We start from the raw sequence: 23,382 nt of genomic DNA, 5'->3' as shown, positions 1-23,382 counted from the left end.
GAATACGACTATTGCTGCCTTTTGCCTTTCCTTTGTAGGAGCGAGCTTGCTGGCGAAAAACCTGAGAGCGCCGCTGGGCGCCCGGCTTGCCGCGTTATCGTTGACGATTTTCGCGAGCAAGCTCGCTCCTGCAAAAGTGCATTGATAGGCATAAGGTATAGGGACAATAGACGACGGTGGTTGTTCTGAATCTTTCGAAGTAGGACAATTGTCGGCTTCCCGACATCATCAGCGATATTGAATGGCCTTCCTCGCACTCGGTATTAACCACAAGACTGCCTCCGTAGACGTGCGCGAGCGCGTGGCGTTTACGCCAGAGCAGTTGGTTGAGGCCTTGCAGCAGCTCTGCCGACTTACCGACAGCCGCGAAGCTGCGATCCTTTCGACCTGCAATCGCAGCGAGCTCTATATAGAGCAGGAACATCTCTCGGCGGATGTGGTGCTGCGCTGGCTGGCCGATTATCACCATTTGAGCCTCGATGACCTGCGTGCCAGCGCTTATGTGCATGAAGAGGATGCGGCAGTTCGTCACATGATGCGCGTGGCGGCCGGTCTCGACTCGCTGGTGTTGGGTGAACCGCAGATTCTCGGCCAGATGAAGTCTGCCTACGCCGTGGCGCGTGAGGCCGGCACCGTCGGCCCATTGCTGGGCCGCCTGTTCCAGGCCACCTTTAATTCCGCCAAGCAAGTGCGTACCGATACGGCCATCGGCGAAAACCCGGTGTCCGTGGCCTTTGCCGCAGTGAGCCTGGCCAAGCAGATTTTCAGCGACTTGCAGCGCAGCCAGGCCCTGCTGATCGGCGCTGGTGAAACCATCACCCTGGTGGCCCGTCACCTGCACGATCTTGGCGTGAAGCGCATCGTGGTCGCCAACCGCACCCTGGAGCGCGCCAGCATTCTGGCCGAGCAGTTCGGTGCCCATGCGGTGCTGCTGTCGGACATTCCCGCTGAACTGGTGCGCAGTGATATCGTCATCAGTTCCACCGCCAGCCAATTGCCGATTCTGGGCAAGGGCGCGGTCGAGAGCGCGTTGAAGCTGCGCAAGCACAAGCCGATCTTCATGGTAGATATCGCCGTTCCACGGGATATCGAGCCCGAAGTCGGCGAGTTGGACGACGTTTACCTTTATAGCGTCGACGATCTGCATGAAGTGGTCGCTGAAAACCTCAAGAGTCGTCAGGGTGCCGCCCAGGCCGCCGAGGAAATGGTCAGCACCGGCGCCGAAGATTTCATGGTGCGCCTGCGTGAGCTGGCGGCAGTGGATGTGCTCAAGGCGTATCGTCAGCAGGGTGAACGCCTGCGTGATGAAGAGTTGCTCAAGGCCCAACGCATGCTGGCCAACGGCAGCGGCGCCGAGGAAGTGCTGATGCAATTGGCCCGTGGCCTGACCAACAAACTGCTCCACGCGCCTAGTGTCCAGTTGAAAAAGCTTACCGCCGAAGGCCGCCTCGATGCGCTGGCCATGGCCCAGGAACTCTTTGCCCTCGGTGAGGGCGCGTCAGACAGCTCTTCGGATAAAAAACCGCAATGAAAGCGTCACTGCTCAATAAACTGGACGTGCTCCAGGACCGTTTCGAAGAACTGACCGCCTTGCTCGGCGATGGCGAGGTCATTTCCGATCAAACCAAATTCCGTGCTTATTCCAAGGAATACGCCGAAGTTGAGCCCATTGTGGCCACTTATAAACACCTGCTGAAAGTCCAGGCCGACCTCGAAGGCGCCCAGGCCCTGCTCAAGGACAGCGACCCGGACATGCGCGAAATGGCCGTGGAAGAAGTCCGCGAAGCCAAGGAAAAACTCGCTGAGCTTGAGGGTGACCTGCAACGCATGTTGCTGCCCAAGGACCCTAACGACGGACGCAACGTTTTCCTCGAAATCCGCGCTGGTACCGGTGGCGACGAGGCGGCGATTTTTTCCGGTGACCTGTTCCGCATGTATTCGCGCTATGCCGAGCGTCGCGGCTGGCGCGTGGAGATCCTCTCCGAGAACGAGGGCGAGCACGGCGGTTATAAAGAAGTCATCGCCCGGGTTGAAGGTGACAATGTCTACGGCAAGCTGAAGTTCGAATCCGGTGCGCACCGCGTACAGCGGGTGCCTGCGACGGAATCCCAGGGCCGCATCCACACCTCGGCGTGCACCGTCGCCGTGTTGCCTGAGCCGGACGAACAGGAAGCCATCGAGATCAACCCGGCGGATTTGCGTGTCGACACTTACCGCTCATCCGGCGCGGGTGGCCAGCACGTTAACAAGACCGACTCGGCGATCCGTATCACACACTTGCCGTCGGGCATTGTGGTGGAGTGCCAGGAAGAACGTTCCCAGCACAAGAACCGTGCGCGGGCCATGTCCTGGTTGTCGGCCAAGTTGAACGACCAGCAGACCAGCGCCGCGGCCAACGCAATTGCCAGCGAACGTAAGCTGCTGGTGGGCTCCGGCGACCGCTCCGAGCGTATCCGTACCTACAACTTTGCCCAGGGCCGGGTCACGGACCATCGGGTCAACCTCACCCTGTATTCTCTCGACGAAATTCTCGCCGGGGGCGTGGATGCGGTGATCGAGCCGTTGCTCGCCGAATACCAGGCCGACCAACTGGCGGCGATAGGTGACTAAATGACCATCATCGCCAGCCTGCTGCGCGCCGCTGACCTGCCCGACTCGCCGACGGCGCGCCTGGACGTGGAGTTGCTGCTGGCCGCTGCCCTGGGCAAATCACGCAGCTATCTGCATACCTGGCCGGAAAAGATCGTCAGCAGCGAAGACGCGCTGACCTTTTCCGGCTACCTGCAGCGCCGCCGCAGCGGCGAGCCGGTGGCCTATATCCTCGGCCAGCAAGGCTTCTGGAAACTCGACCTGGAAGTAGCACCGCACACTTTGATCCCCCGCCCGGAAACTGAGTTGCTGGTGGAAGCTGCCCTGGAATTGCTGCCCGCCACGCCCGCCCAGGTCCTGGACCTGGGCACCGGTAGCGGCGCCATCGCCTTGGCCTTGGCCAGCGAACGTCCGGCCTGGCAGGTCACGGCGGTCGACCGTGTGCTGGAGGCCGTGGCCCTGGCCGAGCGCAATCGTCAACGCCTGCACCTCACTAACGCCACGGTGCTCAACAGCCACTGGTTCAGCGCCCTGCAAGGCCAGCGCTTCGACCTGATCATCAGCAACCCGCCCTACATTGCCGACAATGACCCGCACCTGGTGGCCGGCGATGTGCGCTTCGAACCGGCCAGTGCGCTGGTGGCGGGGCACGATGGCCTGGACGATTTGCGCCTCATCATTGCAAAGTCTCCTGCTCACCTGAACGACGGCGGCTGGCTGTTGCTCGAACACGGTTACGATCAGGCCCAGGTCGTGCGCGATTTGTTACTCAACCAAGGCTTTGACGGCGTACACAGTCGCATCGACCTCGGCGGTCACGAACGCATCACCTTGGGGCGCCGCCCGTGCTGACCGACCAGGAGCTGTTGCGCTATAGCCGGCAGATTCTGTTGCAGCATGTCGACATTGATGGTCAATTACGCCTGAAACAGAGCCGCGCGTTGATCGTCGGCCTGGGTGGCCTGGGCGCTCCGGTGGCGCTTTACCTGGCCGCTGCTGGGGTGGGCGAATTGCACCTGGCGGATTTCGATACGGTCGATTTGACCAACCTGCAACGCCAGATCATCCATGACACTAACAGCGTGGGGCAGACCAAGGTCGATTCGGCCATGGGGCGCCTGAGAGCGATCAACCCTGAAGTCGCCCTGGTCGCCCATCGTGCTGCGCTGGATGCCGACTCGCTGGCTGCTGCGGTCAACGCAGTGGATCTGGTGCTCGATTGCAGCGATAACTTCTCTACCCGCGAGGCGGTCAACGTAGCCTGCGTTGCCGCCGGCAAACCGTTGGTCAGTGGCGCGGCCATTCGCCTTGAGGGGCAATTGTCGGTATTCGACCCCCGCCGCGCTGACAGTCCCTGCTACCACTGTTTGTATGGGCACGGCAGCGACACTGAACTGACCTGCAGCGAAGCCGGCGTTGTCGGGCCGTTGGTCGGTGTGGTTGGCAGCCTGCAAGCGCTGGAAGCCTTGAAGCTGCTGGCCGGTTTTGGTGAGTCGTTGGTAGGGCGCCTGTTGTTGATCGATGCGCTGACCACGCGTTTTCGCGAGTTGCGCGTCAAGCGTGACCCAGGCTGCAGCGTCTGCGGGGCAAAGCATGGTTAAGGGCGCGCCTGTTGGTGTGTTCGATTCCGGTATCGGCGGCCTGACGGTGCTGGAAGAAATCCAGCAGTTGTTGCCCCACGAGTCACTGCTGTACGTGGCGGACTGCGGGCACATTCCCTATGGTGAGAAAACGCCGGCGTTCATTCTTGAACGTTCTCGCTCGGTCGCTGAGTTTTTCCGCGAGCGGGGCGCCAAGGCCTTTGTGATTGCCTGCAACACGGCGACGGTCGCCGCGGTGGCCGATTTGCGCCAGGACTACCCCGACTGGCCGCTGGTAGGCATGGAGCCTGCGGTCAAACCTGCTGCCGCGGCCACGCGCAGTGGTGTGGTGGGTGTGCTCGCCACTACGGGCACACTGCAAAGCGCCAAGTTCGCCGCCTTGCTCGACCGTTTTGCCACCGATGTGCGGGTGATTACCCAGCCGTGCCCGGGCCTGGTGGAGCTGATTGAAGCCGGCGACCTCAACAGCCCCGCCTTGCACTCCCTGCTGCAAGGCTATATTGAGCCGCTGCTTAGCGCCGGTTGCGACACCATCATCCTGGGTTGCACTCATTATCCCTTCCTCAAGCCACTCCTGGCGCAGATGCTGCCCCCCAGCATCATCCTCATTGATACCGGCGCCGCCGTAGCGCGCCAGCTCAAGCGCTTGCTGGGTGAGCGCGACCTGCTGGCCATTGGCGAACCTGAACCTGCACAGTTCTGGACCAGCGGCGATCTGTGTCACCTAAGAAATATCCTACCGACACTTTGGAAACATCCTGGAGTTGTGCGAAGCTTTGGCTCGTGAAAATTTCGTGAAATCAGCCTGAAAAAAGCTGAACTTCTGGCTATGCGTCGGCTTCTATAGCCCGTTAGCCTGTACACAACCCAATTATTCCGTTTGCAAAGGATGTTTCACATGAAGCGCTTGTTCTGTTTGGCTGCGATTGCGGCCGCTATGTTGGGACACTCTGTTTCAGCCCAGGCCGCCGGCCTGGAGTTCGGCTTGGGGAGCACCAGCGATTCGACGCTGACCTACCGCCTAGGCCTGACCTCCGATTGGGACAAGAGCTGGATGCAGAGCAATGTCGGCCGACTGACCGGCTACTGGAGCGGCGCCTATACCTATTGGGAAGGGGATGATCGTGCGGGCGCCAGCAGCCTGTCGTTCTCGCCGGTGTTTGTGTATGAGTTTGCCGGCGAGTCGGTCAAACCCTACATCGAAGCCGGTATCGGCGTGGCGTTGTTCTCTCGCACTCGGCTGGAAGACAACAACATCGGCCAGTCCTTCCAGTTCGAAGACCGCCTGGGTTTCGGCCTGCGGTTCAACGGCGGGCATGAAGTGGGCATTCGTGCCACGCATTATTCCAACGCCGGCATTAGCAGCAATAACGATGGTGTAGAGAGTTACTCGCTGCACTACACCATGCCGCTGTAATGCACTGTAGGAGCGAGCTTGCTCGCGAAGAACCTCAACGATAACGCAGCGAATCAGGTTTAACGCGGCGTTCTCAGGTTTTCGCGAGCAAGCTCGCTCCTACAGAATCAGCGGTAGGCCGTGGTAATGCCTTCACGCTCTTCAAGGCATTCCGGCGCCCCCATCTCGAACTCCCGGCAAATCAACGGCCGAAGCTCATAGATCGTGCACATCATCGTGTCGCGGTCCAGCGCTGCGCACCAGCCGTCGTCCAGGCGCAGCATCACCTCGCCCCCCCAATCGTCGGTATCGATAAAGCGTTGTGGTACGCCGGTGTCGGTGATCAGCATGACTTCCAGCTGGCAGCAACAAGCCGCGCACGTCGAGCACGTGACGGGTTCGGTGATTTGAATGTGAGGGATGTTGGTCATAGGCGCGCAGTGTAAGGCAAGTGCGTCAGATGCGTATGAATGCTCGGACGGGCGTCAGTGTTCCAGCCTCTGCGCAACCCCGTGTAACAGCGGAAAGAGCATGGCCCATAACAGCGCCAGGCCGATCAGTGTTGGGGCGGTGCCGTACGCAAAACTCACGCCTGCCAATTGACTGCCGGCGTAATAAGACAACGGCCCGCCCACCGCGCCTAGCAGGCTGGCGAGCCACCAGGGCCGTGCGCTCCAGGCCAGGCAATGGCGCAAGGTGGTGGCCAGCAAGGCCCATAACAGTATCAGCCACAGCGGAATCAGTGGCCCCGGCGTATTGAACTCAAACACGCCGAGCCCACGCAGTGCCGTATCGACCAGTGTTCCCAGCACCGTCACGGCCAGAATCACTTGCCCCTCTCTTGCCCAAGAACTTATCCACAGCAAGTGTGCGCCCAGTACCGCGACGCCGATCAGCAACCAACGGCTATCGCCGCCGAGTACGCAGGCAAACCAGCCGCACTGAAACAGCACGGCGTTGGCCAGGGATTTAAGCACTGAAACGCCCGAGCAGCGGCGGATTGATGGCCGCCGGTTTGGCCAGCAGCAACTGCGCGGTGCCGATGGTGCGCTCCATAAAGCCACCTTCGCAGTAGCACAGGTAAAACTCCCACAGGCGCAGGAAGTATTCGTCATAACCGAGTTCGGCAAGACGGCCATGGGCGCGGCGAAAGTTTTCATGCCACAGGCGCAGGGTGCGGGCGTAGTGCAGGCCGAAGTCTTCCATGTGCAGCAGGTTCATGTCGGTGTCACGGCTGACGATCTGCAGCATGTTTTGTACACAGGGCAGCGCGCCACCAGGGAAGATGTAGCGCTGGATAAAGTCGACGCTGCGTTTGGCCTGCTCAAAGCGTTGTTCACGAATAGTGATGGCTTGCAGCAGCATCAGGCCGTCGGGCTTGAGCAACTGGGCGCATTGTTTGAAATAGGTGGGCAGGAAACGATGGCCCACCGCTTCAATCATTTCGATCGACACCAGCTTGTCGTACTCACCGGTGAGGTCGCGGTAATCGCTCAGCAGCACGGTCACACGATCTTGCAGGCCCGCCGCCTGGATACGCTGCGCGGTGTAGGCGAACTGCTCCTTGGACAGGGTCGTGGTGGTGACCCGACAGCCGTAATGCTGCGCCGCATACAGCGCCATGCTGCCCCAGCCGGTACCGATTTCCAGCAGATGGTCGCTGGGCTTGAGCGCCAGTTTCTGGCAGATGCGCGCTAATTTGTTCAGTTGTGCCTGTTCCAGGGTGTCATCGGGGGTCAGGAACTGCGCCGCCGAGTACATCATGGTGGGGTCGAGAAATTCTTCGAACAGGTCGTTGCCCAGGTCGTAATGGGCGGCGATGTTTTTTTGCGAGCCTTTGCGTGTGTTGCGGTTGAGCCAGTGCAGTCCCTGAGTGAACGGCCGGGCCAGGCGAGCCAAGCCACCCTCCATGGCGTCGAGCACCTCCAGGTTGCTGACCATCACCCGCACCACGGCGGTGAGGTCGGGGCTGGTCCAATAACCATGGATAAACGCTTCGCCGGCGCCGATCGAGCCATTGGCCGCCACCAGCCCCCATACCGCCGCGTCGAGAATCTGGATCTCGCCCAGCAGGTGCGCTTCCCGCGCGCCGAAGACTTGCCGCTCGCCATCCTCGATGATCACCAACTGGCCGTGGCGCAATTGGCTGAGCTGGCGCAACACGCCTTTGCGCAATAGCGCAGCGGTCATGCCGTTGACGTTCAGGCGGTTAGCCTTGACCGATAAGCTAGGGGATTTCATGGTGGCGATCCTTGGTATACCCGACTGCGGTGCGAGAGGCGCCATCGGCGGCCTGGTGGGAAAAAATCGGTGTGCGTTTGAGCAGCAGGCGCAAGGCTTGCCAGTAGATCGCAAGGCCGGTCTTGGCGGTCATCCAGGGAAAGCGCCACAAATAGCGATGCAGGCTGGCGCGGTTCAGTGCCTGTTTTTCCAGGCTCAAGGTGGCGTCGAAGACTTTTTGCGTGCCTTGCCAATCGGCCATGTGCACGCCGAGCCTGGCGGCGGGTGGGCTGAAACTCATGCGGTATTCCAGCTCGCGAGGCAAAAACGGCGACACATGGAAGGCCTTGGCCACGGCGAAATGCTGGTGCTCATCGGCGCCCAGTGCCTGGGCGGGCAGCACGTAGTGATAGCGCTCGCGCCATGGGGTGTTGGTCACTTCACACAGGATCGCGGCCAGTTGCCCGTCAGCCTCGAAGCAGTAGAAGAAACTCACCGGGTTAAAAGCCAGGCCCCAACTGCGGGCCTGGGTCAGCAGGCAGATAGCGCCCTGGGGTGTTTGCCCCAGGGCCTTGCCGACTTCCTGGCGCACGGCATCGCTCAGGCTCATGCCGTGGCGCGTGAATTCACGCAGGTAATCCTGCTGGCGGAAACCGAAAGGCGCCAGGCGACCCGTGCCGGCCAGCGGCGAGAGCCCCAGTACTTCATCCTCTTCACTGAGGTCCAGATACAACAGGCCGATGCGGTAGCGAAAGGCGTGGGCCTTGGGCGTAAACCGGCGATGGGCGATCCAGCCGCTGTAGAGGGCGCTGTTCACAGGGTTTCCCCAAACGCCTGGGCCACGCGCAGAGCGCTGACCACGCCGTCTTCGTGAAAGCCGTTGGCCCAGTAGGCCCCGCAGTAAAAGGTATTGCGCACGCCGTTCAATTCTTCCCAGCGTGCCTGTGCGGCGACTGCGGCCAGGCTGTATTGCGGATGGGCGTAGGTGTAGCGCGCCAGGATCTTCAGTGGGTTGATCATCGGCGTCTGGTTGAGGCTGACGCAAAAGGTAGTGGCGCTGTCGATGCCTTGCAGGATGTTCATGTCATAGGTGACGGCGGCCTGTTGTTGCACGTTGCCCGTCAGCCGATAGTTCCAGCTGGCCCAGGCCAGTTTGCGGTCGGGCAGCAGGCGTGTGTCGGTGTGCAGCACCACGTCGTTTTCGGCGTAGGGCAGGGCGCCGAGGATCTGCTGTTCGGCCTGGCTGGGGTCATCGAGCAAGGCCAGGGCCTGATCGCTGTGGCAGGCGAATACCACGCGGTCGAAGGTTTCGCTGCCGGCCGGGCTGTGGATAACCACACCCTCGTCGTTGCGTTGCACCTTATGCACAGGGCAGTTGAGCCGTATCTGTTCGCGAAAGCTGCGGGTCAGCGGCTCGATATAACAGCTGGAGCCGCCCTCGATCACACACCATTGCGGGCGGTTGCTCACCGAGAGCAAGCCGTGATTCTTGAAGAAGCGCACAAAAAACTGCAGCGGAAACTTGAGCATATCGGCCAGGGACATCGACCAGATGGCAGCGCCCATCGGCACGATGTAATGCCGGATAAACCTGGGGCCATAGCCGCCAGCGGTGAGGTAATCGCCCAGGGTCATGTCGGCGCTGATGCGCTGTTCTTGCAAGTCCAGGGGCGCCTGGCGATTGAAGCGCAGGATATCGCGCAACATGCCCCAGAATCCCGGCGACAGAATATTGCGGCGCTGGGCAAACAGGCTGTTGAGGTTGTTGCCGTTGTACTCGAAGCCTGTGCTTTGGTCGCACACCGAAAAACTCATCTCGGTGGGTTTGAACCTGACCCCGATCTGCTCCAGCAGACGGATGAAGTTCGGGTAGGTCCAGTCGTTGAACACAATGAAGCCCGTGTCCACCGCATAGTTTTTGCCGTCGACCGTCACGTTGGCCGTGTGTGTATGCCCGCCAATGCAGTCATTGGCCTCGAACAGCGTAATGTCGTGGCGACGGCTGAGCAGGTAGGCGCTGGTCAGCCCGGCGATGCCGCTGCCGATAATGGCGATCTTCACAGGTCGTCCTTCTTCGGTGGCGGGCTGCGCAGCATGCGTTTGCCGATGATCAGTTGCGCGCGGTTGGGCAGCTTCGACAGCGGCCACAAGGTGGCAATGAACAGGGCCGGAAAGGCGATTTCCAGCGGGCGTTTTTCCAGCTTGGCGAAAATGTGTTTCGCGGCTTTGTCGGCCGGCCAGCTCAGGGGCATCGGGAAATCATTGCGCTCGGTCAGCGGCGTGTCGACGAAGCCTGGGCTGATCACAGTGACATCGATGTTTTCCGGCGATAGGCCGATACGCAGGGATTCGAACAAGTAACGCAGGCCGGCCTTGGACGCGCCGTAGGCTTCGGCGCGGGGCATGGGCAGGTAGGTCACGGCACTGGCCACGCCCACCAGGTGCGGGGTGCGCCCTGCGCGCAACAGTGGCAGCGCGGCCTCGATGCAATAACTGCTGGCCAGCAGATTGGTACGCACCACGTGCTCGATGATCGAGGCGTCAAATTGCCGGGCGTCGACGTATTCACAAGTGCCGGCGTTGAGGATCACCGTGTCCAGCGAACCCCAGACCTCGCTGATACGCTCGCCGATCTCGCGCACGGTCTGGCTGTTGGTCAGGTCGCCGGCCACCACCAGAACCTGGCCTGGATATCGAAGGGCGAGGGCATCCAGCGGGCCTTGGGTGCGGGAACTCAGGGCCACTTGGGCGCCGCTCTCGAGCAACTCCACGGCCAGCGACGCACCGATACCACTGCTGGCGCCGGTCAGCCAATAACGACGGGGCGGTGTAAGGCTCATCCCATTCTCCTTTTCAGCCAACGAATAACGCGACCCAGTAGGGGGACATGTTCATAGAGCAGGGCGCCGGCATCGAAATAGTCGCGATGGCGGTAAACCTTGTCGTGCCACATCAAATGAGAACAGCCTGGCACCTCGATCACCTGGCCGCTGGCCAAGCGTGGGTGACGAAAACGCATAGTCCAGCGCAGGTAGCCCTCGCCTTCGGCCACGGTATCGAAGCCGTGGAAGTCAAAATGCAGCTCGCTGACGTTGCTGTACAAGTCGGCAAAGTAACGCCGCAACGCTGGCAGGCCCTGGACTTCATGCAGGGGGTCGGCAAAGGCGGTGTCCTCGCTGTACAGGCGGCCGAGCAGGTGCAGGTTGTGCTTGTCCAGCGTGGCGAAGGTGTGGGCAAACTGGTGCAGGAAGTCACTCATGTTCGGCCATCTCCTGACGCGAAGGCAGCCGGCGAAATGCGGCCAAGGCGCGCTCGCGAGACTGTTTCAAATCGACGATGGCACGCGGGTAATCCGCCACGCCGAACAGGCCCCCAGCCGCTTCGGGGTTGTGCACTTGTTTTTTATTCAGCGCGGCCAGTTCCGGGAGCCAGCGTTTGATGAATACGCCGTCACCGTCGAATTTTTCCGATTGGCTCAGCGGGCTGAATATCCGGAAATACGGCGCCGAGTCGGTGCCCGTGGACGAACTCCATTGCCAGCCGCCGTTGTTGGCCGCCAGATCACCGTCGATCAGGTGGCGCATAAAGAAGCGCTCGCCCTCGCGCCAGTCGATCAGCAGGTTCTTCGTCAGGAACATCGCCACCACCATGCGCAGGCGGTTGTGCATCCAGCCGGTTTCCAGCAATTGGCGCATGGCCGCGTCGATGATCGGCAAGCCGGTGCGCGCCTGTTGCCAGGCGGCCAGGTCTTCGGGCGCCTTGCGCCAAGCCAGCGCTTCGGTTTCCGGGCGAAACGCGCGGTGGCGGGAAACCCGTGGGTAGCCGACCAGGATGTGCTTGTAGAACTCGCGCCACAGCAGCTCGTTGATCCAGGTGATGGCGCCGATGTCGCCGCTTTCGAACTCGCCCTGGTTGGCTTGCAGCGCGGCGTGCAAGCACTGGCGCGGCGAAACCACTCCGGCGGCCAGGTAGGCAGAAAGCTGACTGGTGCCGGGCTTGGCCGGGAAGTCGCGTTCGTCCTTGTAATAGCTGATCTGCTGATCAACGAAGGCATCGAGGCGACGGCGCGCCTCGTCTTCGCCAGCGGGCCAGAGCGCACGCAAGTTTTCGCTGGGTGTCTGGAACCCTTCGACTGCCGTCGGCACAGGGTCGCTTTTCACGCCAGGCTTGGCCTGGGCCTTTGGCGTCGGCACCACGCGGGGCAGGGCGCTGTGCAGGCGGCTGTAGCAGACCTTGCGGAACTGGCTGAACACCTGGAAGTAGGTGCCGGTCTTGGTCAGCACACTACCCGGCTGGAAAAACAGTTGGTCCAGGTAGCTGTGGAAGGTCACGCCGTCAGCTTCCAGGGCCTGGGCCACGGCGCGGTCGCGGCGGCTCTCGTGAACGCCATATTCCTCGTTGACGTGTACCGACTCCACCGACAGCTCGCGGCACAGTTGGCTCAGTACCGTCGGCGCCTGGTCCCAGGTCGCGGCGTGGCGGATTAACAGCGGAATGTTGAGGTTGCCCAGTGCCTGGCTCAGGTGCTGCAAGTTGCGCAGCCAGAAATCGACTTTGCACGGCGCGTCATCATGCGCCTGCCATTGCTCGGGCGTGATCAGGTAAACAGCCGCGACGGGGCCGCGCTGGCACGCGGCCGCCAGGGCAGTGTTGTCGTGCAGGCGCAAGTCGGTGCGCAGCCAGATCAGATGCATTTAGACAATTCCACGCTGGATCAATAATTGATGGGCCGACAACAGGTCCTCGGCCACGGACAACTCAGGGATGTCCTGGGTTAATACGCCCAACTCGGCGTGGTGGATGCACACCGTTGGTCCGGCAATCACCGTTGGGCAATGGATGCCGCCCAGCAGTTTGCTGAGTGCCGACACTTGCAACGCCTTGCTCGAATACAGCAGCACCGCACGTGGTTGCAGGTGTTCCACCGCCAGGGCCAGTTCGCCGACCGGCAGTGGCCAATCGAATACTTCCACCGGGCAATCGGCACTGCTGGCCAGCCAGGCGCTGAGCCACAGGTGCGGTTCCAGGGGCAGGTCGGAATGATTGACCAGCAACAGGGGCGCGCCGTGGAGTTGACGATTGTTGTGATAGATCCGTGCGCCAAACTTGCTGCGCAGCCAGGACAGGAAGAACACCCGCTCCATCTGCGCGCCGAACTGGCCCTGCCAGCGTTGTTCCAGCTCGTTGAGCAGCGGTAGCATCAATTGCTCGCACAAGGTGCGTGGCGGGTAAAGCGCCATGGCCTGGTTGAAGGCGTCATCGACCCGGCGCTCGGCCAGTTCACTGATGGCACTCACCAAATGCTGGCGCAGGCTCTGCCACTCGTTTTCCATCGGCTCCGGGCTACCTTGGGCGGAGTCGATCAGCCCTTTGACCTGGCTGACCGGCACGCCGCGATTGAGCCAGGTGAGGATGGCCTGGATGCGTTGCACATGTTCGGCGCTGAACAACCGATGCCCTTTGGGCGTGCGCTGGGGCACGATGAGGCCGTAGCGGCGCTCCCACGCGCGCAGCGTCACCGCATTCACGCCGGTCTGGCGCGCCACCTCGCGGATCGGCAGCCAGCCGTTTTCCAGGGCCAGGGCGAGGTCTTCGCCGGGTTCGTCGAGCAGGGCAGGTTTCATGGGTTAGATCGCATTACGCAGGCTGAGGTTTTCCGGGTGCGGTTGCAGGTAGGCCTGCTGCGCGATGTAGCGGTCCGGATGTTGGCGAAAGTGGTGTTTGAGCAGGGTCAGCGGCACCACCAGTGGCACGATGCCGTGGCGGTATTGGCCGATGACGGTCTGCATTTCCTGTTTGTCATCGGCACTGATGGCTTGCTTGAGATAGCCACTGATGTGTTGCAGCACATTGGTATGGGTACCGCGAGTCGCGCATTTTTTCAGGCCCGCCATCAGTTCGCTGAAATAGCCGTCGGCCAAAGCTTGCAGGTCAATGCCCTTGCCCATGCTGCCGAGCAAGTGGCCCAGGCTTTTGTAATGCGCCGGGCTGTGGGCCATCAGCAGGTACTTGTAGCGCGAGTGAAACGTCAGCAAGCGGTGACGGGTAAGGCCGTCGGCCAACAGTTGCTGCCAACTGGCGTACACGAATACGCGGGTGAGGAAGTTTTCCCGCAGCACCGGGTCGTTCAGGCGACCGTCTTCCTCCACCGGCAGGTTGGGGTGTCGAGCACAAAACGCCTGGGCGTAAATGCCGCGCCCGCCACCGTCGACGGGCGTGCCGTTGTCGCGGTACACCTTGACCCGCTCCAGGCCGCAGGACGGTGACTTTTGCATGAAGATGTAGCCGCACAGGTCGGTATGTTCCCGGGCCATTTGCTGGCCGTAATCGTCCAGTGGCTGAGTGACATTGAGCGCAGGGTTTACGCTGCCCACGGCCTGCGGGTGGTTGGGGTCCCCGACCAGGCGGATCGCTTGCCGAGGAATGCCCAGGCCGATGGCAACTTCAGGGCACAACGGGACGAAATCGAAATAGTCACTGAGGGTCTGGCTGCATAGCAGGGACTGTTTATGACCGCCATTGAAGCGCACGTTCTCACCCAGAAGGCAGGCGCTGATGGCGATCTTCGGTTTTACACGGCTGGACATAAGCAAACCTCTGCAAGAATCCTGTACAAGCTACAAATCTTGTACAACTAAATCTCATCATAGGCTCGATGTTGTACAAGTCAAATATTTTGTACAGGGTTGTGCCGCCGCTTTATTTCCAGCCGATTGTCCAGTCCTCAGCGTTTTTCAGGGTCTGCCAGGGCAGGCGTTCGGCGCGCCGAGTAAGGATGGCCTGCAGTTCGATGTCCAGCACCGTGCCCTCGTCGTCACGGAACAATTCGGTGACCAGGAAGTGTTTTTCCTTGTGGCGGGGATGAGCTGCCGTCCATTTTGACAGCAGCAGTTTGGCGGGGTTGATGCGGTTCATTGCAAGTGCTCGATCAAGCGTCGCGCCGCTTCCTGGCCACTCAACCAGGCACCTTCCACCCGGCCGGAGAGGCACCAGTCACCACAGACGAACAGGCCCAGGTCGGCGTCGGCCAGCACGCCGAATTCATGGCTGCTCGATGGGCGCGCGTAGAGCCAACGGTGCGCCAGGCTGAACGACGGCGCAGGCATGGCGCTGTGCAGCAATTCGGCAAAGGCGCCGTGCAGGTGTTCGATCACCGCTTCCTTGGGCAGGTCCAGGTGGGCCTTGCTCCAGGCGCTGGTGGCGTGCAGCACCCAGGTGTCGAGGGTGGTATCGCGCCCGGGCTTGCTGCGGTTGCGCGCCAGCCAGTCGAGGGGGCTGTCTTGCACGAAGCAGCCCTCCATCGGCGTATCCAGGGGCTTGTCGAACGCCAGGGCGATGGCCCAGGTCGGGTCCATTTTTACCCCGGCGGCGGCGCTCGCCAGCTTGGGCGCGGCGGCCAGCAGGGCGGTGGCTTGGGGCGCCGGCGTGGCAATGATCACGTGACTGAAAGGGCCGTGATTGCCGCCGTCCGCGTCGAGCAGGTTCCAGTGCTGCGTGCCCTGGAAGACTTCGGTGATGCGGCAACCGAACTCCACCGGCAAGTCGTCGAGCAGGGCGCGAGTGATGGCGCTCATGCGCGGCGTGCCCACCCAGCGGATCTGCTCATCGGGGGAGGGCGTCAATTGCCCGGACTTGAAGTTATACAGCTGGGGCTTCCACTGCTCGGCCCAGCCGTTGCTTTGCCAGCGCTGCACTTCGTTGACGAAGCGCCGGTCGCGGGCGGTGAAATATTGCGCGCCCATGTCCAGCGCGCCGGCGTCGCTGCGCTTGCTGGACATGCGGCCACCGCTGCCGCGGCTTTTATCGAAGAGTTGTACTGCGTGCCCGGCGTCTTGTAACGCTCGGGCGGCGGAGAGACCGGCGATGCCGGTACCAATGATCGCGATGGGAACAGTCATGGGAGGCCTCGTTTTACCGTTGGGTACAGACTACGCCGACACCAATAGCTGTACAATATTGTTTTTTGGTATAAGTTTTGGCGTGCCTGATTGTGTGGCGTGACCTATGGTTAAGCTAAGGCTTGAACCCCCGTCACGCTCAATTATCAAATTGATCCCTGCTTATAAAATAGACCAGTGAGCGGCGGCGAACGTTACATGAGGAGAGTCCCATGCATATTTTGCTGACCGGCGGTACCGGCTTGATCGGTCGCCAACTCTGCAAGCACTGGCTCGCGCAAGGCCATCGCCTGACGGTGTGGAGCCGGCAACCGGAAACGGTCGCCCAGGTGTGCGGTGCGCAGGTGCTCGGAGTGGCTCGCCTACAAGAGGTGATTGGCACGGTGGACGCGGTGGTCAACCTGGCAGGCGCGCCTATCGCCGACCGGCCTTGGACCCACAAGCGCAAGGCATTGTTGTGGAACAGTCGCATTCACCTCACCGAAACCTTGCTGGCCTGGATGGAAAGCCTGGAGCAAAAACCGGCGGTGCTGATCTCCGGTTCTGCGGTGGGTTGGTACGGCGACGGCGGCGAGCGCGAACTGACCGAAGCCAGCGGCCCGGTGCTGGATGACTTCCCCAGCCAGTTGTGTATCGCCTGGGAGGAAACCGCCCAGCGTGCCGAAGCCTTGGGCATTCGCGTGGTGCTGGTGCGTACGGGGTTGGTGCTGTCTGCCGAGGGCGGCTTTTTGTCGCGCCTGCTGCTGCCGTTCAAACTGGCGCTGGGCGGGCCGATTGGCAATGGACGGCAGTGGATGCCCTGGGTGCATATCAAGGATCAAATCGCCCTGATTGATTTTCTTCTGCACAAGCAAGACGCCAACGGTCCTTATAATGCCTGCGCGCCACACCCGGTGCGCAACCGCGAATTTGCCAAGACCTTGGGCCAGGTGCTGCACCGCCCGGCGTTCATGCCGATGCCGGCATTTGCGTTGAAGGTTGGCCTGGGTGAGTTGTCCGGCTTGTTGCTGGGCGGGCAAAAGGCTTTGCCTGAACGGCTGCAGGCCGCAGGTTTCACTTTCCAGTTCACTGAGTTGCGTGCGGCTCTGGACGACTTGTCCAGCCGCCTCTAAAGATAGGATGTTGCATGACCGATCACGCGTTGTTACTGGTCAACCTGGGTTCGCCAAAGTCCACTTCAGTGGCCGATGTGCGCAGCTACCTCAATCAGTTCCTGATGGACCCTTATGTGATCGACTTGCCGTGGCCGGTGCGGCGCTTGCTGGTATCGCTGATCCTGATCAAGCGCCCCGAGCAATCGGCCCATGCCTATGCGTCGATCTGGTGGGATGAGGGTTCGCCGTTGGTGGTGCTGAGCCGCCGCCTGCAGCAGCAGATGACCGCGCAGTGGACCCAGGGCCCGGTGGAACTGGCGATGCGTTATGGCGAGCCGTCCCTGGAAACGGTCCTGACACGCCTGGCCGCCCAGGGTATTCAAAAAATCACACTGGCGCCGTTGTACCCGCAGTTTGCCGACAGCACCGTCACCACGGTGATAGAGGAAGCCAAGCGAGTGGTGCGCGACAAGCAACTGAATGTGCAGTTTTCGATCCTGCAACCGTTCTATGATCAGCCTGAGTACCTCGATGCGCTGGCGGCGAGTGTGCGCTCTTATGTGGAGCAGGATTACGATCACTTGCTGCTCAGTTTCCATGGCTTGCCTGAGCGTCATCTGACCAAGCTCGACCCCACGGGCCAGCACTGCTTCAAGGATGCCGACTGCTGCAAGAACGCATCCCCTGAAGTGCTTGCCACCTGTTACCGCGCGCAGTGCTTCAGCGTGGCGCGGGATGTGGCCGAGCGGCTGGGTTTGCCGGAGGGCAAATGGTCGGTGGCGTTCCAGTCCCGCCTGGGCCGGGCCAAATGGATCGAACCCTACACCGAGGCGCGCCTTGAGGCATTGGCCCAGCAAGGCGTGAAGAAGCTGCTGGTGATGTGCCCGGCGTTCGTCGCCGATTGTATTGAGACGTTGGAGGAAATTGGCGATCGCGGTCGCGAGCAATTTCGTGAAGCGGGGGGCGAGGAGTTGGTGTTGGTGCCTTGCCTGAATGACGAGCCGCAGTGGGCGGCAGCGCTTAATACCCTGTGCGAACGGGCGCCGACGACGCTGTAACCCGGACCGGATTAAGATCAAAATGTGGGAGGGGGCTTGCCCCCGATAGCGGTGGGTCAGTGACAGATATGCTGACTGACACACTGCAATCGGGGGCAAGCCCCCTCCCACATTTAGTTCTATGTTTGTCAGAGGTTGAGGGTCAAGCTAACCGTGAAGTTGCGCGGCTCACCCGGGTTGACCCAATAGTTGCTGTAGGATCGCTCGTAGTACCTTTCATTGAACAGGTTGTTGAGGTTCAGCCCCACCGTCACGTTCTGCGTGGCCTTGTAATGGGCCAGCAAATCCACGGTGTGGTAGGCGGGCAGTTCGAAGCCTGTGCCGGCTTCGCCTGACCGGTCACCTACATAGGTGAACGCTGCGCCCAGGTCTGAGCCACGCAATGCGCCGTCCTGGAATTCATACACGCCCAACACGCTGCCACTGCGCTTGGCCACGCCCAGAATGCGGCTGCCCGTAGGAATGGTTTTGTCGCCCTTGGTCACTTCAGCGTCGATGTAGGCCAAGGCGCCGGTCACGCGGACTGCGTCGGTCACTTGCCCGGTTACTTGCAGGTCGAACCCTTGGCTGCGGGCCTTGCCCATGGCGCGGTTGAGGTTGGTCGCCGGGTCCAGGGTCAGCACGTTTTCCTTTTCGATATGAAAGGCCGCCAAGGTAGCGCTGAGGCGGTCATCAAACAGCTCGCTCTTGACCCCCACCTCATAACCCACGCCTTCTTCAGGCTTGAAGGACTTGCCACCGGCATCCAGGCCACTATTGGGCTTGAACGACGTGGAGGCGTTGGCAAACACGCCGACTTCCGGCGTGAGCTGGTAGAGCAGGCCGGCGCGCTGAGTGAAGGCGTCGTGGGTTTGGCGGCCCTTGGCGTGGTTGCGGGTGAAGTCGTCGGTGCTTTGTTCGAAGTGTTCGAAGCGCGCACCGATCATGCCGCGCAGGCGGTCTGTGAAGATGATCTGGTCTTGCAGGTTCAGTGCGTGGCTTTTGGTCTGCTCGAAGAAGTCGGTACCGGAGCGTTTGCCGTTGGGTTTGGGCTGGCCGTACACCGGCTTGTAGATGTCGATGGGATAGTCGCCTGCGATCGCCGTCACGCGCTCTTTCTTGCGGTAATCCTCGTACTCGGTACCGATCAACAGTTCATGTTGCCAACTGCCGATATCGAACACCCCGCGTAGTTCCAGCTGGGTGATGCTGTCATGCCAACCGGTGGAGCGTTCACGGTAGCGGCGATTGACGCTGTGGCCGTCTGCGTTCAACGCTCGGCTTTCCGAAGCATCGCCCCACAGGCTGCCTTGCTTGTAATGGCTGGCCAGGCGCAGTTTCCAGGCGTCGTTGAGGTGGTGTTCCAACGCCGCCTGAATGCGGTTGTTGTGGTTGCGGATATTGCCGTCGTTGGGCTCGCCGAGGAAGGTGGAATGGGACATGCCGGTATTGGCGACGATGCCTCGGTCGAAGGTGGAGCTGTGGCGCACGAACTCACTTTCCACCAGCAGGGTGGTGTCCGGGTCCAGTTGCCAACTGAAGGAGGGCGCGACAAACACACGCTTGGCGTCCACGTGATCGCGAAAGCTGTGGTTGTCTTCAACGGCCAGGTTCACTCGCGTCAGCACGCGCCCCTCGCTGTCCAGCGGCGTATTCACATCCAGCGCCGTGCGGTAGCGGTCCCAACTGCCGGCGCTGGTTTGCAGCGTGGTGAAGGCCTCGGGCTGGGGTTTCTTGGTGACGATATTTACCGTGCCGCCGGGATCGCCACGCCCATACAGGCTGGCGGCGGGGCCCTTGAGCACTTCAATGCGCTCGATATTCGCCGCGTCCGGGGTACTGGGGTAACCACGGTTGGCGCTGAAACCATCCTGGTAGAACTCGGACGTGGTGAAGCCGCGCACGCTGTATTCGTAGAGGGTCAGGCCGCCGAAGTTGTTTTGCTTGGATACGCCGCCAGCGAATTCCAGGGCGCGCTCCACGCTGGTACTGCCCAGGTCTTTGAGTACCGTGGCAGGAATCACGCTGATCGATTGCGGGATGTCGCGCAAGGCCGTGTCGGTCTTGGTCGCACTGGCAGAGCGGGTGGCGCGGTAGCCGTCGACCGGGCCGGTGGCGGATTCATAGGCGTCGGAAGTGACGCTGATGGTGTCCAGTTCCAGGGTGTTTTCTTCGGCGTAGGCAGGGTCGAGCAGCAAACCCAGGGCCAGGCCGGCCAAGGGCACAAACTTTCGAGACGGCATGATAGAGCGTTCCAATAGCAATATTGAAACAATATAACATGCCTAATGAGAATGAATCGCTAAGAAATGTAGCCTTACCAGCGCCCGCGAACGGGCGCTAGGATCGCGACGGTTATTGCTCTTCTTTCACTGGCGCGGTCGCCGGTGGTGGGCGCAGGCCGATTTCCGCCGATAGTTTGATCTCCTTGCCGTTGCGCATCACCAGGATCGCCACCTTGTCGGTCGGCTTGATCCGCGCCACCTGGTTCATCGACTTGCGGCCATCACCCGCCGGCGCGCCGTCGATGCTGAGGATCACATCGCCCAGTTGCAGGCCGGCTTTCTGCGCCGGGCCGTCGCGGAAGATCCCCGCTACCACGATGCCTGGACGCCCGGTCAGGCCAAATGACTCGGCCAGTTCCTTGGTCAAGGGCTGTACCTCAATGCCCAGCCAGCCGCGAATCACTTGGCCGTGCTCGATGATCGACTTCATCACTTCCATCGCCAGCTTCACTGGGATGGCAAAACCAATGCCCTGTGAACCGCCAGACTTGGAAAAAATCGCGGTGTTGATGCCAGTCAGGTTGCCATTGGCGTCCACCAGCGCACCGCCCGAGTTGCCGGGGTTGATCGCGGCGTCGGTCTGGATGAAATCTTCGTAGCTGTTAAGGCCCAACTGGTTACGCCCGGTGGCGCTGATGATGCCCATGGTCACCGTTTGCCCCACCCCGAAAGGGTTGCCGATGGCCAGCGCTACATCGCCCACGCGCAAACCGTCGGAGCGGCCGAGGGTGATGGCCGGCAGGTTCTTCAGATCAATTTTGAGTACCGCAAGATCAGTTTCCGGGTCGCTGCCCACCACGCGGGCCAGGGTTTCGCGGCCGTCACGCAGGGCCACCACGATCTGGTCGGCGCCCGTGGTCACGTGGTTGTTGGTGAGGATGTAGCCCTCGGGGCTCATGATCACGCCGGAGCCGAGGCTGGATTCCATGCGGCGCTGCTTGGGGCCGTTGTCACCGAAGTAGCGGCGAAATTGCGGGTCTTCAAACAACGGATGCGCGGGCTTGTTGATGACCTTGGTGGTGTACAGGTTGACCACCGCCGGAGCGGCGATGACCACGGCATCGGCATAGGTCACCGGCCCTTGCACCACTGTGTTGGTCTGCGGCGCCTGTTGCAGGTTCACATCCAGTGTGGGCAGGCCCACCCACTGGGGATAACGCTGGATAATCAGCATCGCGATCAGCACGCCAGCCAACAATGGCCATCCAAAAAAACGCAGTGCCTTGAGCATCAAGTAAGTCCTGACAGGTTGCAGGGGGCGGGAGAGCGCCCATAATGTCGCGCATTATACGAGGCTGTGACGCCTGCGAACGGGATATTTAGGAGTCTTTTATGGCCGTGCCCCTTACTACCCTCGTCGAGGAAGCCGACCGCTACCTCGGCAGCGCCAAAATTGCCGATTACTGCCCCAATGGCCTGCAGGTCGAGGGCCGGCCCCAAGTGATGCGCATCGTCAGCGGCGTGACCGCCAGCCAAGCCCTGCTGGACGCCGCCATCGAAGCCAAGGCCGACCTGGTGCTGGTGCACCACGGTTACTTCTGGAAGGGCGAAAACCCGTGCATCACCGGCATGAAGCAACGCCGTCTCAAAACCCTGCTCAAGCATGACATCAGCCTGCTGGCCTACCACTTGCCCCTGGACCTGCACGCCGATGTCGGCAACAACGTGCAACTGGCTCGCCACCTGGACATCACCGTCGAAGGCCCGCTGGACCCGGGCAACCCAAAAATCGTCGGGCTGGTCGGCTCCCTGGCCGAGCCCTTGTCACCTCGTGACTTCGCCCGTCGCGTGCAGGACGTGATGGGCCGCGAACCGCTGCTGATCGAAGGCAGCGAGATGATTCGCCGCGTCGGCTGGTGTACCGGTGGCGGCCAGGGCTACATCGACCAGGCGATTGCCGCGGGTGTCGATTTGTACCTGAGCGGTGAAGCGTCTGAACAGACCTTCCACAGCGCCCGGGAAAACGACATCAGCTTCATCGCCGCCGGCCATCACGCCACCGAACGCTACGGCGTGCAGGCCTTGGGCGACTACCTGGCGCGGCGCTTTGCCCTGGAGCATCTGTTCATAGACTGCCCCAATCCGATCTAAAGCACAGCATTGAACACTGTGGGAGCTGGCTTGCCTGCGATGGCATCACCTCGGTCAGCCTGAATGAGCGGGGCGCCTGTATCGCAGGCAAGCCAGCTCCCCCATTGACCGAGTTGAGCGCCAAACTCGGCGGCATATTCATATATCGTTTCGGTCTAGCTGGCGCCCTAAATAGAAGAAGTTGCTGTGCTAGCATGCCTCGCTCGAACACGGCCCGCTGGCCGTCCATAAGATCGTTTTTCCGTGAGTAACCATGGTCGACAAACTGACGCATCTGAAACAGCTGGAGGCGGAAAGCATCCACATCATCCGCGAGGTCGCCGCCGAGTTCGATAACCCGGTGATGCTCTACTCGATCGGTAAAGACTCCGCCGTGATGCTGCACCTGGCACGCAAGGCCTTCTTCCCGGGCAAACTGCCATTTCCGGTGATGCACGTCGACACTCGCTGGAAATTCCAGGAGATGTACAAGTTCCGCGACAAGATGGTCGAGGAGCTGGGCCTGGACCTGATTACCCACATCAACCCCGATGGCGTGGCGCAGAACATCAACCCGTTCACCCACGGCAGTGCCAAGCACACCGATATCATGAAGACCGAGGGCCTCAAGCAGGCGCTGGACAAGCATGGTTTCGACGCAGCATTCGGCGGCGCCCGTCGCGATGAAGAGAAATCCCGTGCCAAAGAGCGCGTGTACTCGTTCCGCGACAGCAAGCACCGTTGGGACCCGAAGAACCAACGCCCGGAGCTGTGGAACGTCTACAACGGCAACGTCAACAAGGGCGAGTCGATCCGCGTGTTCCCGCTGTCCAACTGGACCGAGCTGGACATCTGGCAGTACATCTACCTGGAAGGCATCCCGATCGTGCCGCTGTACTTCGCCGCCGAGCGCGACGTGATCGAGAAGAACGGCACGTTGATCATGATCGACGACGATCGCATCCTCGAGCACCTGTCCGAGGAAGACAAAGCCCGCATCGTCAAAAAGAAAGTACGTTTCCGCACCCTTGGCTGCTACCCGTTGACGGGCGCGGTGGAGTCCGAAGCCGAGACGCTGACGGACATCATTCAGGAAATGCTCCTGACGCGAACTTCCGAGCGCCAGGGCCGTGTCATCGACCACGATGGTGCAGGCTCGATGGAAGATAAAAAACGTCAAGGCTATTTCTAA

At 61.2% G+C, this 23,382-nt stretch carries 24 protein-coding genes; 10 read left to right on the top strand and 14 right to left on the bottom strand.

Going from position 1 to position 23,382, the window contains the following annotated elements:
- Positions 1–241: 241 nt before the first annotated feature.
- From hemA to OC445_RS16875, 6 genes are all read left to right on the top strand, one after another.
- Positions 242–1,531 carry a glutamyl-tRNA reductase gene (hemA, locus tag OC445_RS16900; RefSeq protein ID WP_003188356.1) on the top strand — a complete coding sequence of 430 codons (1,290 nt, stop codon included), beginning with the start codon at positions 242–244 and terminating at the stop codon, positions 1,529–1,531.
- Positions 1,528–2,610 (top strand): peptide chain release factor 1, encoded by a 1,083-nt coding sequence (gene prfA, locus OC445_RS16895; protein WP_054896862.1) that lies wholly within the window; start codon positions 1,528–1,530, stop codon positions 2,608–2,610. Before hemA ends, prfA begins: the two co-directional genes overlap by 4 nt.
- On the top strand, positions 2,611–3,441 hold the full coding sequence (prmC, locus tag OC445_RS16890; RefSeq protein WP_034128080.1) for a peptide chain release factor N(5)-glutamine methyltransferase: 831 nt from the start codon (positions 2,611–2,613) through the stop codon (positions 3,439–3,441).
- Positions 3,435–4,190 carry a molybdopterin-synthase adenylyltransferase MoeB gene (locus OC445_RS16885; RefSeq protein WP_034128079.1) on the top strand — a complete coding sequence of 252 codons (756 nt, stop codon included), beginning with the start codon at positions 3,435–3,437 and terminating at the stop codon, positions 4,188–4,190. Before prmC ends, OC445_RS16885 begins: the two co-directional genes overlap by 7 nt.
- A complete protein-coding gene (murI, locus tag OC445_RS16880; RefSeq protein ID WP_034128078.1) occupies positions 4,183–4,977 on the top strand; it encodes a glutamate racemase in 795 nt (264 codons plus the stop codon). The genes OC445_RS16885 and murI overlap by 8 nt, the downstream gene beginning before the upstream one ends.
- Positions 4,978–5,088: 111 nt before the next feature.
- A complete protein-coding gene (locus OC445_RS16875; RefSeq protein WP_014716838.1) occupies positions 5,089–5,607 on the top strand; it encodes an acyloxyacyl hydrolase in 519 nt (172 codons plus the stop codon).
- 107 nt (positions 5,608–5,714) lie between these two features.
- On the opposite strand, the gene OC445_RS16870 is transcribed toward OC445_RS16875, so the two are convergent.
- From OC445_RS16870 to OC445_RS16815, 12 genes are all read right to left on the bottom strand, one after another.
- Entirely contained in the window at positions 5,715–6,017 is a 303-nt protein-coding gene (locus tag OC445_RS16870; protein ID WP_003188364.1) for a YkgJ family cysteine cluster protein, read from the bottom strand.
- A gap of 54 nt (positions 6,018–6,071) precedes the next feature.
- Complete coding sequence (locus OC445_RS16865) at positions 6,072–6,563, bottom strand: DUF2878 domain-containing protein (protein WP_054896865.1); 492 nt, start codon at positions 6,561–6,563, stop codon at positions 6,072–6,074.
- Entirely contained in the window at positions 6,556–7,827 is a 1,272-nt protein-coding gene (locus OC445_RS16860; protein WP_054896866.1) for an SAM-dependent methyltransferase, read from the bottom strand. The genes OC445_RS16865 and OC445_RS16860 overlap by 8 nt, the downstream gene beginning before the upstream one ends.
- On the bottom strand, positions 7,814–8,623 hold the full coding sequence (locus tag OC445_RS16855; protein ID WP_054896867.1) for a DUF1365 domain-containing protein: 810 nt from the start codon (positions 8,621–8,623) through the stop codon (positions 7,814–7,816). Before OC445_RS16855 ends, OC445_RS16860 begins: the two co-directional genes overlap by 14 nt.
- A complete protein-coding gene (locus tag OC445_RS16850) occupies positions 8,620–9,867 on the bottom strand; it encodes an NAD(P)/FAD-dependent oxidoreductase (protein ID WP_054896868.1) in 1,248 nt (415 codons plus the stop codon). The genes OC445_RS16855 and OC445_RS16850 overlap by 4 nt, the downstream gene beginning before the upstream one ends.
- Positions 9,864–10,646, bottom strand: a complete 783-nt coding sequence (locus OC445_RS16845; RefSeq protein WP_054896869.1) for an SDR family NAD(P)-dependent oxidoreductase — start codon at positions 10,644–10,646, stop codon at positions 9,864–9,866. Before OC445_RS16845 ends, OC445_RS16850 begins: the two co-directional genes overlap by 4 nt.
- Positions 10,643–11,065 (bottom strand): nuclear transport factor 2 family protein, encoded by a 423-nt coding sequence (locus OC445_RS16840; protein WP_054896870.1) that lies wholly within the window; start codon positions 11,063–11,065, stop codon positions 10,643–10,645. The genes OC445_RS16845 and OC445_RS16840 overlap by 4 nt, the downstream gene beginning before the upstream one ends.
- On the bottom strand, positions 11,058–12,500 hold the full coding sequence (phrB, locus tag OC445_RS16835; protein ID WP_198791010.1) for a deoxyribodipyrimidine photo-lyase: 1,443 nt from the start codon (positions 12,498–12,500) through the stop codon (positions 11,058–11,060). The genes OC445_RS16840 and phrB overlap by 8 nt, the downstream gene beginning before the upstream one ends.
- Positions 12,501–13,430, bottom strand: a complete 930-nt coding sequence (locus tag OC445_RS16830; protein ID WP_198791011.1) for a MerR family transcriptional regulator — start codon at positions 13,428–13,430, stop codon at positions 12,501–12,503.
- A 3-nt stretch (positions 13,431–13,433) separates the two neighbouring features.
- Positions 13,434–14,393, bottom strand: a complete 960-nt coding sequence (locus tag OC445_RS16825; RefSeq protein WP_054922531.1) for a YbgA family protein — start codon at positions 14,391–14,393, stop codon at positions 13,434–13,436.
- A gap of 112 nt (positions 14,394–14,505) precedes the next feature.
- Positions 14,506–14,721, bottom strand: coding sequence for a TIGR02450 family Trp-rich protein (locus OC445_RS16820; RefSeq protein WP_054896873.1), 216 nt, complete (start codon positions 14,719–14,721; stop codon positions 14,506–14,508).
- The gene (locus tag OC445_RS16815; RefSeq protein WP_014716849.1) at positions 14,718–15,704 is read right to left on the bottom strand and encodes an NAD(P)/FAD-dependent oxidoreductase; all 987 of its coding nucleotides are present in this window, start codon (positions 15,702–15,704) and stop codon (positions 14,718–14,720) included. The genes OC445_RS16820 and OC445_RS16815 overlap by 4 nt, the downstream gene beginning before the upstream one ends.
- A 212-nt stretch (positions 15,705–15,916) precedes the next feature.
- Here OC445_RS16815 and OC445_RS16810 point away from each other — a divergent pair, with 212 nt between their 5' ends.
- Together OC445_RS16810 and hemH are read left to right on the top strand one after the other, a co-directional pair.
- On the top strand, positions 15,917–16,816 hold the full coding sequence (locus OC445_RS16810; protein ID WP_072446999.1) for a TIGR01777 family oxidoreductase: 900 nt from the start codon (positions 15,917–15,919) through the stop codon (positions 16,814–16,816).
- 14 nt (positions 16,817–16,830) lie between these two features.
- A complete protein-coding gene (gene hemH / locus OC445_RS16805; RefSeq protein ID WP_057977384.1) occupies positions 16,831–17,856 on the top strand; it encodes a ferrochelatase in 1,026 nt (341 codons plus the stop codon).
- Between the two features lie 128 nt (positions 17,857–17,984).
- Here hemH and OC445_RS16800 read toward each other — a convergent pair whose 3' ends face one another.
- Both OC445_RS16800 and algW read right to left on the bottom strand, forming a co-directional pair.
- On the bottom strand, positions 17,985–20,078 hold the full coding sequence (locus OC445_RS16800; protein WP_198791013.1) for a TonB-dependent siderophore receptor: 2,094 nt from the start codon (positions 20,076–20,078) through the stop codon (positions 17,985–17,987).
- 112 nt (positions 20,079–20,190) lie between these two features.
- Complete coding sequence (gene algW, locus OC445_RS16795; protein ID WP_003188388.1) at positions 20,191–21,351, bottom strand: Do family serine endopeptidase AlgW; 1,161 nt, start codon at positions 21,349–21,351, stop codon at positions 20,191–20,193.
- A gap of 101 nt (positions 21,352–21,452) precedes the next feature.
- On the opposite strand from algW, the gene OC445_RS16790 reads away from it, so the two are divergent.
- Both OC445_RS16790 and cysD read left to right on the top strand, forming a co-directional pair.
- Entirely contained in the window at positions 21,453–22,211 is a 759-nt protein-coding gene (locus OC445_RS16790) for a Nif3-like dinuclear metal center hexameric protein (protein WP_054896878.1), read from the top strand.
- Positions 22,212–22,464: 253 nt separating this feature from the next.
- Positions 22,465–23,382 (top strand): sulfate adenylyltransferase subunit CysD, encoded by a 918-nt coding sequence (gene cysD / locus OC445_RS16785; protein WP_054896879.1) that lies wholly within the window; start codon positions 22,465–22,467, stop codon positions 23,380–23,382.

Source organism: Pseudomonas sp. Pse35, from assembly GCF_024519715.1.
GTDB lineage: Bacteria > Pseudomonadota > Gammaproteobacteria > Pseudomonadales > Pseudomonadaceae > Aquipseudomonas > Aquipseudomonas paracarnis.
The sequence above is the reverse complement of the archived record's forward strand: the minus strand, read 5'-3'. Positions and strand labels throughout refer to the sequence as shown.

Bases quoted from the DNA above. Each gene is read 5' to 3' on its own strand.
- OC445_RS16830 (WP_198791011.1), bottom strand. From the start codon at position 13,430: ATGAAACCTGCCCTGCTCGACGAACCCGGCGAAGACCTCGCCCTGGCC.
- OC445_RS16815 (WP_014716849.1), bottom strand. From the start codon at position 15,704: ATGACTGTTCCCATCGCGATCATTGGTACCGGCATCGCCGGTCTCTCC.
- OC445_RS16840 (WP_054896870.1), bottom strand. From the start codon at position 11,065: ATGAGTGACTTCCTGCACCAGTTTGCCCACACCTTCGCCACGCTGGAC.
- hemH (WP_057977384.1), top strand. From the start codon at position 16,831: ATGACCGATCACGCGTTGTTACTGGTCAACCTGGGTTCGCCAAAGTCC.
- OC445_RS16790 (WP_054896878.1), top strand. From the start codon at position 21,453: ATGGCCGTGCCCCTTACTACCCTCGTCGAGGAAGCCGACCGCTACCTC.
- murI (WP_034128078.1), top strand. From the start codon at position 4,183: ATGGTTAAGGGCGCGCCTGTTGGTGTGTTCGATTCCGGTATCGGCGGC.
- prfA (WP_054896862.1), top strand. From the start codon at position 1,528: ATGAAAGCGTCACTGCTCAATAAACTGGACGTGCTCCAGGACCGTTTC.
- OC445_RS16825 (WP_054922531.1), bottom strand. From the start codon at position 14,393: ATGTCCAGCCGTGTAAAACCGAAGATCGCCATCAGCGCCTGCCTTCTG.
- prmC (WP_034128080.1), top strand. From the start codon at position 2,611: ATGACCATCATCGCCAGCCTGCTGCGCGCCGCTGACCTGCCCGACTCG.
- OC445_RS16860 (WP_054896866.1), bottom strand. From the start codon at position 7,827: ATGAAATCCCCTAGCTTATCGGTCAAGGCTAACCGCCTGAACGTCAAC.
- OC445_RS16870 (WP_003188364.1), bottom strand. From the start codon at position 6,017: ATGACCAACATCCCTCACATTCAAATCACCGAACCCGTCACGTGCTCG.
- cysD (WP_054896879.1), top strand. From the start codon at position 22,465: ATGGTCGACAAACTGACGCATCTGAAACAGCTGGAGGCGGAAAGCATC.
- OC445_RS16810 (WP_072446999.1), top strand. From the start codon at position 15,917: ATGCATATTTTGCTGACCGGCGGTACCGGCTTGATCGGTCGCCAACTC.
- OC445_RS16875 (WP_014716838.1), top strand. From the start codon at position 5,089: ATGAAGCGCTTGTTCTGTTTGGCTGCGATTGCGGCCGCTATGTTGGGA.
- phrB (WP_198791010.1), bottom strand. From the start codon at position 12,500: ATGCATCTGATCTGGCTGCGCACCGACTTGCGCCTGCACGACAACACT.
- algW (WP_003188388.1), bottom strand. From the start codon at position 21,351: ATGCTCAAGGCACTGCGTTTTTTTGGATGGCCATTGTTGGCTGGCGTG.
- OC445_RS16820 (WP_054896873.1), bottom strand. From the start codon at position 14,721: ATGAACCGCATCAACCCCGCCAAACTGCTGCTGTCAAAATGGACGGCA.
- OC445_RS16845 (WP_054896869.1), bottom strand. From the start codon at position 10,646: ATGAGCCTTACACCGCCCCGTCGTTATTGGCTGACCGGCGCCAGCAGT.
- OC445_RS16800 (WP_198791013.1), bottom strand. From the start codon at position 20,078: ATGCCGTCTCGAAAGTTTGTGCCCTTGGCCGGCCTGGCCCTGGGTTTG.
- hemA (WP_003188356.1), top strand. From the start codon at position 242: ATGGCCTTCCTCGCACTCGGTATTAACCACAAGACTGCCTCCGTAGAC.